We start from the raw sequence: 12,767 nt of genomic DNA on the forward strand, positions 1-12,767 counted from the left end.
CCGGCCCGCCCCTTAGCCCGTCCGGCACCTCTCCAACACCGGCCCGCACCCTCAGCCCGTCCGGCGTTTGAGGACAAGGCCCGTTCAGGGCCGTAGGGGGGTCTGGGGGCGCAGCCCCCAGAAAGGGATGGGACGGGTAAGGGCGGCGGGGGCGAAAAACACCCCCTACCCCCGAGGCACCCCCGAAGACCCCCGAACCATCAGCTCCCCCCGAACCGTCGCGATCCCCCCGGGCGGCGGCTCCTCCCGCCCCATCGCGATCCGCCCCGCCCGAGCCCCCGCCTCCGACAACGGCAACCGCACCGTCGTCAGCGAAGGCACCGCGTCCACACTGAACGGCAGATCGTCGAACCCGGCCACGGACACGTCGTCCGGGATCCGCCGCCCCGAGTCGCGCAGCGCCGCGCACGCCCCGATCGCGACGGAGTCGTTCGCGGCGACGACGGCCGTCAGCGACGGGTCCCGGCGGAGCAGCTCCAGCGTGGCCTCGTACCCGGACCGCCGGTCGTACCGTCCGTGGACGGTCCACCGTGGGTCCTCCTCGATGCCGTGGACCGCCAGCGCCGCCCGGTGGCCCTCCAGCCGGTGCCGGGTCGTGGTCCGTTCCTCCGGGCCCGCGATGTACCCGAGCCGCCGATGCCCGAGTCCGATCAGGTGTTCGGTCAGTTCCTGCCCGCCCCCGCGGTTGTCGAAGGTCAGGGCGATCGCCGAGGTGTCCGGCGCCGGCGGACGCCCGCACAGCACCACCCTCGTACCCGCGTCCGCGAGCCGCCGCAGCTTCGCCGACACGGCCGCGAGGTGCGGCTCGATCTCCACCGCGCCCCCGGTCAGCACGACCGCCGCCGCCCGCTGCCGCTGCAGCAGGGTGAGGTACGTCAGCTCGCGCTCCGGCGAGCCCCCCGTGTTGCACACGACCGCCAGCCGCTCGCCGCCCGCGCGTCCGCCCGGGCCCGAGACCTCCGACTGGATGGCGCTCGCCATGATCCCGAAGAAGGGGTCGGCGATGTCGTTGACGAGGATCCCCACGAGGTCGGACGTGGCCGCGGCGAGCGCGCTCGCGGGGCCGTTGAGCACGTAGTCCAGTTCGTCCACGGCACGCAGCACCCGCTCGCGGGTGGATGCGGCCACGGGATAGTTCCCGTTCAGTACGCGCGACACCGTCGCGGGCGAGACCTGCGCGCGGGCCGCCACGTCCGCCAGGGTCACCGTCATCTCGTCGTCCTCCGGTCGCGCAGCATGTAGTCCATCGCGTGGGCGTCCATCGTGTGGGTGTCCGTCGCGTGGTCCCCCATCGCGTGGCCGTCCATCACGGTGTCGTCCAACGCGTGGTCGTCCATCACGTTGTCGTCTATCGCGGTGCTGTAAGTTGTCGTATTTTGCGTCTTCAGGTCCATACCGATGCAGACCCTATGACCTTTCCCCCTCGTTGTTCGCCCCCTCGAACAATTCGGCGCCTCTGTGCTCTTGTCCAGACCGCTGCACAGAGGCTAGCTTCTTCCTAGATAGAAAGCGCTTGCTGTGACGCTTGCCAGTGGGGCTGCCGGGGGCGGCTCTCCAACCGGGCGTACGCGGCGCGACACCGCGTACCCCGCCCCCTGTGGCACCTACGAAGGGAATGACGTGACACGCAAGACGGTGCGTATCGCCATGAACGGCGTGACCGGGCGCATGGGCTACCGCCAGCACCTGGTCCGCTCGATCCTCGCGCTGCGCGAGCAGGGCGGTCTCGACCTCGGCGACGGCACCGTGCTGTGGCCGGAACCGATCCTGGTGGGCCGCCGCGAGCACGCGCTGAAGGCGCTCGCCGAGCAGCACGGCCTGGACCCGCAGAACGTCTCCACGGACGTCGACGAGGTCCTCGCCGACCCGACCGTCGACATCTACTTCGACGCGCAGGTCACCTCGGCCCGCGAGGAGTCGATCAGGAAGGCGATCGCGGCGGGCAAGCACATCTACACGGAGAAGCCCACCGCCACCGGCCTCGAGGGTGCCCTGGAGCTGGCCCGTCTCGCGAACGCGGCCGGCGTGCGCCACGGCGTCGTCCAGGACAAGCTGTTCCTGCCGGGCCTGCTGAAGCTCAAGCGCCTCATCGACGGCGGCTTCTTCGGCCGCATCCTCTCCATCCGGGGCGAGTTCGGCTACTGGGTCTTCGAGGGCGACTGGCAGGAGGCCCAGCGCCCGAGCTGGAACTACCGCGCCGAGGACGGCGGTGGCATCGTTGTCGACATGTTCCCGCACTGGGAGTACGTGCTCCACGAGCTGTTCGGCCGCGTGAAGTCCGTCCAGGCCCTCACCGCCACCCACATCCCGCAGCGCTGGGACGAGAACGGCAAGCCGTACGACGCCACGGCCGACGACGCCGCCTACGGCATCTTCGAGCTCGAGGGCGGCGCGATCGCCCAGTTCAACTCCTCCTGGACGGTACGGGTCAACCGTGACGAGCTGGTCGAGTTCCAGGTCGACGGCACGGAGGGCTCGGCCGTCGCCGGTCTGCGCAACTGCCGCGTCCAGCACCGCAGTTCCACGCCCAAGCCGGTCTGGAACCCGGACATCCCGGCGACCTACTCCTTCCGCGACCAGTGGCAGGAGATCCCGGACAACACCGAGTTCGACAACGGCTTCAAGGCCCAGTGGGAGCTGTTCCTCAAGCACGTCTACGCCGACGCGCCCTACCAGTGGGACCTGCTGGCCGGCGCCCGCGGCGTCCAGCTCGCCGAACTGGGCCTGAAGTCCTCGGCCGAGGGCGTCCGCCTCCACGTGCCGGAGATCTCGCTGTGACCATCCAACTCCCGGACGCCACGGGCGTGTTGCGGGCCTACGAGCCCCGCGCCACCCCCCTCGCCGTCACCGCGGGCACCCCCTTCACCTCCCGTACGGTCTACTCGGCGGCCCACGTCGTCGCCGACCCGTACGCCGACGTGTCCCCGGACTCCCCGGCCGCCGTCGACTGGGACGCGACCCTCGCCTTCCGCCGCCACCTGTGGTCCCACGGCCTCGGTGTGGCGGAGGCCATGGACACCGCCCAGCGCGGTATGGGCCTGGACTGGGCGGGCGCCGCGGAACTCATCCGCAGGTCCGCCGCCGAGGCCAAGTCGGTGGGCGGCCTCATCGCCTGCGGCGTCGGAACCGACCAACTGACCACCCCCGGCGCCTCGTTGGCGGACATCCGCAAGGCGTACGAGGAGCAGCTCGCCCTCGTCGAGGAAGCGGGCGCCCGGACGATCCTGATGGCGTCCCGGGCGCTGGCCGCTGCGGCGCAGGGCCCCGAGGACTACCTCGAGATCTACGGCCATCTGCTGCGCCAGGCCACCGAACCGGTGATCCTGCACTGGCTCGGCCCGATGTTCGACCCGGCGCTCGAGGGCTACTGGGGCTCGAGCGACCTCGACGCGGCGACCGACACCTTCCTCGACGTCATCGCCGCGCACCCCGACAAGGTCGACGGCATCAAGGTGTCGCTCCTCGACGCCCAGCGCGAGATCGACATCCGCCGCCGCCTCCCGCAGGGCGTGCGCTGCTACACGGGCGACGACTTCAACTACCCCGAGCTGATCGCGGGCGACGAGCAGGGCTTCAGCCACGCCCTCCTCGGCATCTTCGACCCGCTGGGCCCGCTGGCGGCGCAGGCGGTACGCGTCCTCGACACCGGGGACACGGCCGGCTTCCGTGAACTCCTCGACCCCACGGTCGAGTTGTCCCGCCATCTCTTCCAGACGCCCACCCGCTTCTACAAGACGGGCGTGGTCTTCCTGGCCTGGCTGGCCGGTCACCAGTCGCACTTCACCATGGTCGGCGGCCTCCAGTCGGCCCGTTCTCTCCCGCACTTCGCCCGCGCCTACCAACTCGCCGACGGACTGGGCCTGTTCCCGGACCCGAAGCTGGCCGAGGAGCGGATGAAGAACCTGCTGTCCCTGTACGGAGTGGCCCAGTGAGCGGCGACCTGTCCCGTTTCTCCATCAACCAGATGACTGTCAAGCAGCTCTCCCTGCCCGAACTGGCCGACGCCTGCCTCGAGTTGGGCGTCCCCGGGGTGGGTCTGTGGCGGGCGCCGGTGCAGGAGTACGGCGTCGAGGCGACGGCGAAGCTGCTCCGCGACGCGGGCCTCGCCGTCACCACCCTGTGCCGGGGCGGCTTCTTCACCGCCATCGACCCGGCCGAGCGCGCGGAGGCCCTGGCCGACAACCGCAGGGCGATCGACGAGGCGGCCACGCTCGGCACGGACACCCTGGTCCTGGTCTCGGGCGGCCTCCCGGCCGGCTCGAAGGACCTGCACGGCGCCCGGGAGCGCATCGCCGACGCGCTCGCCGAGCTGGGCCCGTACGCCGAGAGCCACGGCGTCCGCCTGGCCATCGAGCCGCTGCACCCCATGTACGCGTCCGACCGCTGCGTGGTCTCGACGCTCGCCCAGGCCCTCGACCTCGCGGAGCGCTTCCCGGCCCAGCAGGTCGGCGTCACGGTGGACACGTACCACATCTGGTGGGACGACACCGCGCCCGCGCAGATCGCCCGCGCCGGCGCCGGTGGCCGTATCCACACCTTCCAACTCGCCGACTGGACAACGCCGTTGCCCGAGGGTGTCCTCAACGGCCGCGGTCAGATCGGCGACGGTTCGATCGACATGCGCGAGTGGAGGGCGTACGTCGAGGCCGCCGGTTACACCGGTCCCATCGAGGTCGAGCTGTTCAACGACGGCCTGTGGGCCAGAGACGGACGCGAGGTGCTCGCGGAGACGGCGGCACGGTTCGTGGAGCACGCGGCGTAGGGGTTGCCCGTGTTGTAGGTGCTACAGGGCCAGGCGTTCGCGCCTGGCCCTCCCTCATACGCGGCTCTCCCAGTCCTCAGACGCGGCTCACTGCCCTCACGCGCGGATCTCGATGCCGTGCGAGCGGTCGTCGGTGAGGATCTCCATCAGGGCGCGGTGTTCGGTGCGCAGCCGGTCGACCTTGCCGGTGACCTTGTTGCGCACCTCCAGTTCACAGCTGGTGATCTTGGTGTTGAGGCAGTGTTTGATGCCGCCGGGCGGGTTGTAGTAGTTGAGCCCGACGAACTGCTCCCGTGCCGCCAGGAACCGCCCGTTGACGGTCACGGTGTCGTCGCCCGTGCTGAAGTCCCAGTGGAAGTAACCGAATTGGGCCTTCGCCGTCAACGCCCGCCGCATCGACACGAGTTGGTACTCGCGGTCGTCGTGCCGCAGGACCAGGAAGGTCGCCAGCGGTGTCCGTACCGGGCCGATCTTCGCGCGGGCGGTGACGATCTCCAGGAAGCTGTCCGGGGCGTCGTCGAACCCGGCGACCTGCCCGAACGCGTAGTAATCGGTGTGCTGGCTGCCCCAGTTGTGGTTCTGGCTGCCCGTCCAGCCGTCCACCTCGACCGTCTCGCCGTCGACCGTGAGCGAGCCGTCGAAGCGGGCCAGCGGCATCCCGACCAGGCTCTTGGCCTTGGGGAAGCCGCCGGCGTACATCTTCTGCGGCAGCAGGAACAACGGAGGATCGGTGCCCTCGTACGTCAGGTCCCAGCCGACCGCGCCGTTCGGGCCCGTCGCCTCGCCCTTGAGGCGGCCCGGTTCCAGCACCCGGTCGCCGACCCGCGCGCCGAACGCCCCGCGCCGGAAGTCGCATTCGGCGATCGGATACTCCTCCTTGGCGACCACGTGCCGACCGGTCACCCCGTCGAAGTACACCGCCCACAGCTCCCCGATGGCCGCCTCCGGCATCCCGGCCGGGCTGAAGACGGTGTAGCGGATCCAGAAGGCGCGCGGCTCGGTCGGATGGTTCCCGCGCTGGTAGAAGCTCTCGTAGTGGCCCTGCGGCCGGGCCGGGTCGTACTGGACCGTGTTGAGCGGCAGGGTGTGCGGATCGTCCTGGCGCGTCACCATCAGAGGCTCCAAATGCGTTGCTGTGGCAGAGAGTTGGACGAGTTGGACGGTGGGCTTCGCATGGCTCAGTGTCGTGGGCGGCGGTCGTGCAGGGTCATCACCATGCCGTAGCGGGGGCGCAGGGTGATCGTGGCGTGGTCGACGACCCGGTGGGACGGGACATGCCGGAACTCGTAGCGTTGCAGCAGCGCGGCGAGCAGAAGATGCGCCTCCATGAGGGCGAAGTGCTTGCCGATGCACAGATGCGGCCCCGCGCCGAAGGGCAGATAGGCGAACCGATGCCGTTTCTCCCGTCCGGGGCCCTGCTGTACGCGGAAGCGGGCGGGGTCGAAGCGCTCGGCGTGGGGCCAGTGGGCCGGGTGGCGGTGGATGTTGTGCAGGTTGACCAGGACACGTGAGCCCTCCGGTACGAGGTGGCCGCCCAACTCGACGTCTTTCAAGGTCAGTCGGGGCACGATCGGCGCCGACGGGTACATCCGCAGCGACTCCTCGAAGACCCGCAGTGTGTACGGCATGGCGGCCAGGTCCTCGACGGTGGGCAGCCGTCCGCCGAGGGCGCCGTCGACCTCGCGCTGCACCGCCGCCAGGACGGCACGGTGGCGGGAGAGGAGGTAGAAGGTCCAGCTGAGGGTGACGGCGGTCGTCTCGTGACCGGCGGCGAAGGTGGTGATCACCTCGTCGCGCAGCTGTCGGTCGTCCATGCCCAGGCCGGTGTCCTCGTCCCGGGCGTCGAGCAGCATGTCCAGCAGATCACCGCGCCGGACACGCCCGGATTCTCCCGTCGCTGTCGCTGTCGCTGTCGCTGTCGCTGTCGCTGCCGCCTCGACCCGGCGTTCGCGGATGATGCGGCCGATCAGGGCATCGATACCGTCCATGACCTCCCGGAACCGCCGGTTGCGCGGGGTCGGCCAGTGCGTGGGCGGGCTGAACGGGTTCTGGAGCCGGTCGAACGCGAAGTTGATCGCCACGTCCACGGCGTCCGGCCCGAGTTCACCGAGCCCCTCGGTGATGTCGGTGCTGAACATGCACCGGCTGACGATGTCGAGGGTCACCCGCATCAGCTCGGTGTGCAGATCGACGGCGTCCCCGGTGCGGTAGGTGGCCGCCATGTGGGTCAGCTGGTCCTCGACCGAGCCGGCCATCGTACGGAACATGGAGGTGAGGGCCTGTTTGCCGTAGATCGGCTGCATCATGCGCCGGTTGGTGAGCCAGCTCTCGTGGTCGTCGCCGGTCAGCAGGCCCTCGCCGAGCACCAGGCGCAGCGGGTTGTCGGGCCCGAGCTTGCCGTACGCGGCGCTGTCGGTCAGCACCTCGCCGGCCAGCTCCGGGCTGGACACCCCGTGCACGGAGACGGGCCCGAGCCGGTAGCGGACGAGGTCGCCGCCCTCCCGCCAGCCGGCGCGCATCGCGGCGAGGATGTCCCGCCGGAAGGCCGGCACACTGCCGAGGACGGGCAGCCCGGCGACCTCGGGAGCGGTCGGGACACGCACATGACCGCTCGCCCTGCTGCACGCGGGACCACCCACCGGACTGGTCGCCGGACTGCCCACCGGACCGTTCACCCGGCTGCTCATTTGCTGCCGAGGGCGCAGACCCAGCCGAGGGAACGGCGGGGCTCGGCGACGAACCGGGTGTCCTTGAACCCGGCGACGTCGAGCATCGCCACGAGTTCGGCACCGGACAGGATGCGCAGCCCGTCCCGCTCGGACCGCTCGGTGAAGCGCCGCCCGAACAGCCGTTGGGTGAGCGTCGGTACGGTGGCCGCCTCCCGGCTCATCTCCAGGGTGACCGCCAACTGCCCGCCGGGTTTGAGGACTCGGTAGGCCTCGGCGAGTCCGCGCAGCGGATCGGGCCAGAAGTAGAACGTCTCGATGGCACTGACGCGGTCGAACTCGCCGTCCACGTACGGAAGTTGACCGACGTCCCCTTGTCGGATCGCGACCCGTCCCCGGCCGACGGCATCGGCGTTGCGCCGCACCGCCTGGCGGACCATGGTGGGGGAGTGGTCGAGTCCCGCGACGAAGCCCAACTCGGCCCGCCGGGCCAGCAGTTCCACGGCCATGCCGCTGCCGCAGCCGAGGTCGAGCACATGATGGGTACGGCGGACGTCGAGATGTTCCGCCGACCACTGGGTGAGCCCCCGATGCTGCACGGTCATCAGATGCCCGACCAGGGCACCCGGTGCACCTGCCGGGCGCCGGAAGTTGTCCTGCAGCAGCTGGTAGGGACCTCTGGTCAGGGTGTTCGTGCCGGGCATGGGCTCCCCCTCGTTTCTCGCTCGTCCCTCTCGGTCTCCACCAGGTTTTACGATCCCTCGCGCCGACGTCCCTCGTACGGATTCGCGCCGACTTGGGGCGGGTGTCGCCTTTCACACCGTGTTCCGCACCCCGCGATCGAGCCGTTCGAGATACCGACGCAGTGCCACCCGCCCCACACCACCGAGCGGCAGCGTGGGAGCGGCCGACCGATGCCAGGGCAGGGACGGCCCGCTCCCGCCTCCCCGACCGCCCGCCAACTGCCGTGCCACATAGGCCCCGTGGGCGACGGACAGGGCCAGCCCATGACCTCCGCACCCCCCGATGAACCACATCCCTGGTGCGTCGGCGGCGGGCCCCACCACGGGCATGTCGTCGAGGGTCACGCCGATCCGGCCGGTCCACCGGTGAGTGACGGCGATGTCGGCAAGAAACGGATGCAGGCCGCGCACGCGTTCGGTGAGCCACGCCCAGGTCGCGAGACGGGCCCTGTCGTCCCGCCACCCCCTTGCCGTGCCGACCGCCCCCGGCAGCGAGGCCCGCCCACCTCCGACCACCAGCCGTCCGTCGGGCGTCAGCCGAAAGTACGGCGCCAGCCGAGCCGCATCGATCAACGAGGCCCCAGACCCCTCCCCGAGCACCTCACGCGCCGCAGGCTTCAACGGCTCGGTGGCGACAGCGTGCACCTCCAGCGGGACGACCGTGCCCACTGGGAGGCCGAGGGCACCGGCGCCACCGTTGACGGCGAACACCCCGGCGCCGGTACGGAGTTCACCGCGCGGAAAGAGCAGCCGGGTACCACCACTGCCGGTGCCGGACCGGCCGACGACCGGTGAACGCCCGTACAGCCGGGCACCGCCCGCCTCGCAGGCCCGCGCGAGGGCGGCCGTGAGCTGGGCCGGGTCGAGGGTGGCCGCCCGCCGGTACAACAGCCCCGCCTGACAGGGCACGTCGACGCGCTCGCGCACCCCGGCCGCCGACAGGGACGGTACGTCCAGGCCGAGGGCACGACAGGCCGCCGCCTGTCCGGACAGCCGGGCCAGCCCCTCCGGTGAGCGGGCCACGACCAGCTGCTCGCCGGTGCGCACGGGAACGTCCAGGGCACGGCACAGCTCCAGGGCTCCGGCCACCGCGTCCTCGCTGGCCAGGTGCATACGACGGGCCGTGTCCGGGCCGTGGCGGCGGATCGCGCGGTCGACGGGCGGACCTGCCCGGGGCCCCAGGAGTCCCGTGCCGTGGCCGCTGGCTCCCGCCCCTGGGTGACCCGAGTCGACGACGGCGACATCGGCGCCGGGTGCGTACCGCAGCAGGTGGTAGGCGGTGGACAGGCCTGCCAGTCCGGCGCCGACGACGGTGAAATCGGCGCTCACCAGGCCTCGTACGGACGGGAGTTGGCGATCATCGGGACGCCGGCCGCGCCACGGCGGAGCCACCGTCACGGGTACGGGTCCGCCGAAGAGGTCGTCGCCGTACGGCTGCCGCTCACCCGTGGAAGGCATGGCCACCCTGTCCATGAAAGCCGCGGTCGTACCAGAGCAGCGGGCGCCCGGTGCCGGTGTGGGCGGCGAGCACCTCGCCGACGACCAGATGGTGGTCGCCGTACGCCCGTATGTCGGTCACCGCGCACACGGACCAGGCGAGGGCGTCGGTACGGACGGGCACGTCATGGACGTACGCGGCCTGCTCCTCGCCGAAACGCTCGGCGGCGCTGGCGAGCGGGTCGGCGCAGCGCTCGGCCCAGGGACGGTGCCGTTCGTCGAGGACGTGGAGGGCGAAGGAGCCGTGAGCGCGGAGGGCGGCGAGGGTACGGGAGCCGTTGGCCAGACACAGGGACATCAGCGCGGGTGCCGCCGAGACGGCCGCCGCCGAGGACACGGTGGCGCACACCGGCGGCCCGGCGGCACCCCGGGTGCTCACGACGCACACGCCGGACGCCAACTTGGCGTACATGTCCAGGCATTGGGCGACACCGGGCCGAGTGGCGAGGGACGACACCGGGTCAGCCATGCCGGGCGGCGGTGAGGTTCAGCGGGGCCATGGGGGCCACCCGGCCCATGAGCCCTTCGAGGATGCGCAGGATGTTGTCCCGCAACGTGCTCTCGGCGACCGGGTCGAGGATCTCCGCGAGGGAAGGGATGCCCAGATCGAAATCGGACCGAAAGGTGACCACAGTGACAGAGCCCCCTCCCTCCCCTTCCCGCTCCTCGCACGCCCAGGAGCCGCGGAACACCTCGAAGTCGCCCTTGATCTGCTCGAACTCGACGGTCAGCGTCTCCGGCACGAACCGGTCGAGCTCGCTCCACCGCATCAGCCCGTTACGGAAGATGACACTCCAGTCCGACCGCAGCGACCCGTCGGCTTCCGGCGGATGCACCACGACCTCGTTCACCTTGTCGGTCAGCTCGGGGTAGCGGCGGAAGTCGCAGATCAGGTCGTACGCCTGACGGGCCGTGCGTTCCTCGGTGACCACCTGGACGATTACTTCACGCATGTGCGGTGTACTCCTTTTCCGAAGTCTGCCGGGATGTCAGAAAGCGTTGGTTTCCCGCCCGAGCCGCCACAACGCGCCCGCCCGGACTCGTTTTCCCTGGAAGGCGATGTACTCGGGCAGCACGACATGCGGAGCCCATTTCTCCTTGTATTCGAGCTGGGCGGCGGCGGGATAGACCCGCTCACCGTGCTGACCGAGAAAACGCAGGACACGCGCCACGGCTCCACTCGCGCCGGGAACTTCGAGGGCGGGATCGAGACCGACGAACGGCGTGAATCCGAAGTGCAGCCATTGGTCGCCCTCTGCTCTCATCCGCTCGATCGCGGTCGAGTTGATGAGTTCCATCGTGCCGGGTGGGGCGTCGGTGCGACGCCGACTGAGATCGTGCAGCCACCCCGGACGACTGCCGAAGGCGGGGGAGTAGCTGATGTACCCCACGATGCGCCCGTCGAGGGAACCGGTGAAAACACGCTGATGCTTCTGCTCGGGCCCACCCCGCTCCCCGACGAGAAACCGAAGCTCTTTGGTGTGCTTCCCTTTCCCGCGCAGCCATTCACGATCGATGAGATCGAGCTCACCCGAAGCAGCCGAAGCACACGTGGGGTCGACCTCGGCGACCTCCACTCCCGCCCGCCGCGCCCGGGAGATTTTGTTGCGCAGCCGCACGAACGGCGACCCGCGCAACGTGAACCGCGCCAGATCGACGGCGTACGAGGCCCCGATCTGATTCACGGTGAACCCACGGGACGCATACAACTGAGCGTCAACAGCCTGGAGTTGTACGGCGATGACGCGCCGCCTCCCGGCCGATGCCCGCTCGAGAAAGGCATCCAGCAGCCCGGCACGGTCGCCGTCGGAGGCGAACGGGCCGCCGAGCTGGAGGAGATGCCGCCCCGCCGGCCGAAAGGCACAGACGCCGTCATGACGCTCGTCGAGAAAGAACTCGTTGCCGCTGTTGAGGGCGAGAAAAGCACTGGGATTGTCGGCGTGGGCGGACACCAGATCAAACGCGGACGGCATCGCGCTCCTTCCCTTCGTAGTCCCGCTGGAATGTCGCGAAGGCCGGATGGGCGGCGGGCTCGAAGGACACCCCGAAGGGTTTGAGGGAGTTTCCGAAGAGGGCCCGGTCGCCCATGAGGTGAATCGGCAGCGCGAGCAGCGCCCATTCGAGCCCGACCAGCCAGCTCCACAACCCGGCGAAGACAGCCCAGGTGACCAGCGAGTGCATGAGGTTGTAGGCGACGTAGTAACCGCGCCCGATGAGCCCGTCAGGACTCCGCCGAAAGGCAATGGCGCCCGGAATGTACCCGACGAGATCGATGGCGAGGAAAAGAGAAACGAATAGCCACCAGCGGATCTCGGAAAGATGTGTCAGGGCGGCAACTCCGGAAACGCTGAGCGCGACCGCCCATTCAAGCCGAACGAGCCGGGACGTGATTCTGGTGTCGAAGAGATTCCTGGCATCCACAAAGGCCCCCGTACGCCCGGAGCGAGACAATGAGCGGGACATTCTCAACTGTCTTACGGCCGTGGATGGAGCGTCCCTCGCGAAAATGTCGAATGGAGGGCGGAGGGTGGATCGCAGTCGTCGAAGCGGTGGCCCATCAGGCCCTCGAACGCCTTCTGCCAGCAGACAGCGTCTACGCTGTGACCTGCGGCAACCCCATGATCGTTGGTAGCGGAGGGCTTGTGCAACGTGGCGAGGTCTGGTGGGTTCAGTTCGACGAGCGGAGGTTGGTCGTACTGCTGTCAGGAGACGACGCGTCCGGGTTCCAGGTGATGCAGGTCGTCGCTCCGGCGGGCCTCGACATCAGCGGTCTGGGCATCGAAGTGGCGGTCGGCGCCGGTGAAGGGCTGCCGATCGAAGGCGTGCTGCGGCTCGCGTTCCCGCGTCCGGGCTTCACCCCGTGCACGTGGCTGACCACCGTGGACCGGGACGACCTGATGGAGCGGGCGGCCGTCCTGTCCGCCAGGAAGCTCGGCGAGATCGACGATGCCCTCCGACTCGCTGAACAAGCACAGGAGCCGACCCCGGCAACGACCGCGAGGCTCAGCGAGATGAGGGACGCCCTCCGTCGCGGTGAGCTCGGGTAGACGGAGAAGGAGCCGCCGCCCGCGACGGCGTGGGTGATCTCGGGCGAGACGA

General features: G+C 70.0%; 14 protein-coding genes. 4 read left to right on the forward strand and 10 right to left on the reverse strand.

Annotation, left to right across the window (positions count from 1 at the left end):
* Positions 1-165 precede the first annotated feature (165 nt).
* Both PV396_RS22520 and PV396_RS22525 read right to left on the reverse strand, forming a co-directional pair.
* Positions 166-1,212: a LacI family DNA-binding transcriptional regulator gene (locus PV396_RS22520; RefSeq protein WP_319207207.1), complete on the reverse strand. Its 1,047-nt coding sequence runs from the start codon at positions 1,210-1,212 to the stop codon at positions 166-168.
* Complete coding sequence (locus PV396_RS22525; RefSeq protein ID WP_319207208.1) at positions 1,209-1,394, reverse strand: hypothetical protein; 186 nt, start codon at positions 1,392-1,394, stop codon at positions 1,209-1,211. Before PV396_RS22525 ends, PV396_RS22520 begins: the two co-directional genes overlap by 4 nt.
* A 226-nt stretch (positions 1,395-1,620) precedes the next feature.
* On the opposite strand from PV396_RS22525, the gene PV396_RS22530 reads away from it, so the two are divergent.
* From PV396_RS22530 to PV396_RS22540, 3 genes are read left to right on the forward strand one after another with little or no spacing between them, the layout of a single operon-like run.
* Positions 1,621-2,778 (forward strand): Gfo/Idh/MocA family oxidoreductase, encoded by a 1,158-nt coding sequence (locus tag PV396_RS22530; RefSeq protein ID WP_319207210.1) that lies wholly within the window; start codon positions 1,621-1,623, stop codon positions 2,776-2,778.
* Positions 2,775-3,932: a dihydrodipicolinate synthase family protein gene (locus tag PV396_RS22535; protein ID WP_319207212.1), complete on the forward strand. Its 1,158-nt coding sequence runs from the start codon at positions 2,775-2,777 to the stop codon at positions 3,930-3,932. The genes PV396_RS22530 and PV396_RS22535 overlap by 4 nt, the downstream gene beginning before the upstream one ends.
* 32 nt (positions 3,933-3,964) lie before the next feature.
* Complete coding sequence (locus tag PV396_RS22540) at positions 3,965-4,762, forward strand: sugar phosphate isomerase/epimerase family protein (RefSeq protein ID WP_319207405.1); 798 nt, start codon at positions 3,965-3,967, stop codon at positions 4,760-4,762.
* 96 nt (positions 4,763-4,858) lie between these two features.
* Here PV396_RS22540 and PV396_RS22545 read toward each other — a convergent pair whose 3' ends face one another.
* From PV396_RS22545 to PV396_RS22580, 8 genes are all read right to left on the reverse strand, one after another.
* The gene (locus PV396_RS22545) at positions 4,859-5,875 is read right to left on the reverse strand and encodes a hypothetical protein (RefSeq protein ID WP_319207214.1); all 1,017 of its coding nucleotides are present in this window, start codon (positions 5,873-5,875) and stop codon (positions 4,859-4,861) included.
* 65 nt (positions 5,876-5,940) lie between these two features.
* Complete coding sequence (locus PV396_RS22550) at positions 5,941-7,365, reverse strand: cytochrome P450 (RefSeq protein WP_319207215.1); 1,425 nt, start codon at positions 7,363-7,365, stop codon at positions 5,941-5,943.
* 80 nt (positions 7,366-7,445) lie between these two features.
* On the reverse strand, positions 7,446-8,132 hold the full coding sequence (locus PV396_RS22555) for a class I SAM-dependent methyltransferase (RefSeq protein ID WP_319207218.1): 687 nt from the start codon (positions 8,130-8,132) through the stop codon (positions 7,446-7,448).
* A 111-nt stretch (positions 8,133-8,243) separates the two neighbouring features.
* Complete coding sequence (locus tag PV396_RS22560) at positions 8,244-9,629, reverse strand: FAD-binding oxidoreductase (RefSeq protein WP_319207220.1); 1,386 nt, start codon at positions 9,627-9,629, stop codon at positions 8,244-8,246.
* Positions 9,613-10,137 carry a flavin reductase family protein gene (locus tag PV396_RS22565; protein ID WP_319207222.1) on the reverse strand — a complete coding sequence of 175 codons (525 nt, stop codon included), beginning with the start codon at positions 10,135-10,137 and terminating at the stop codon, positions 9,613-9,615. The genes PV396_RS22560 and PV396_RS22565 overlap by 17 nt, the downstream gene beginning before the upstream one ends.
* Positions 10,130-10,621: an SRPBCC family protein gene (locus tag PV396_RS22570; protein WP_319207224.1), complete on the reverse strand. Its 492-nt coding sequence runs from the start codon at positions 10,619-10,621 to the stop codon at positions 10,130-10,132. The genes PV396_RS22565 and PV396_RS22570 overlap by 8 nt, the downstream gene beginning before the upstream one ends.
* Before the next feature lie 36 nt (positions 10,622-10,657).
* The gene (locus PV396_RS22575; protein ID WP_319207226.1) at positions 10,658-11,641 is read right to left on the reverse strand and encodes a DUF2156 domain-containing protein; all 984 of its coding nucleotides are present in this window, start codon (positions 11,639-11,641) and stop codon (positions 10,658-10,660) included.
* Entirely contained in the window at positions 11,625-12,089 is a 465-nt protein-coding gene (locus PV396_RS22580) for a hypothetical protein (protein ID WP_319207228.1), read from the reverse strand. The genes PV396_RS22575 and PV396_RS22580 overlap by 17 nt, the downstream gene beginning before the upstream one ends.
* A gap of 221 nt (positions 12,090-12,310) precedes the next feature.
* Here PV396_RS22580 and PV396_RS22585 point away from each other — a divergent pair, with 221 nt between their 5' ends.
* Positions 12,311-12,715, forward strand: a complete 405-nt coding sequence (locus tag PV396_RS22585; RefSeq protein ID WP_319207230.1) for a type II toxin-antitoxin system PemK/MazF family toxin — start codon at positions 12,311-12,313, stop codon at positions 12,713-12,715.
* Positions 12,716-12,767 lie beyond the last annotated feature (52 nt).

The sequence above is a fragment of the Streptomyces sp. ME02-8801-2C genome (assembly GCF_033793965.1).
Lineage (GTDB): Bacteria > Actinomycetota > Actinomycetes > Streptomycetales > Streptomycetaceae > Streptomyces.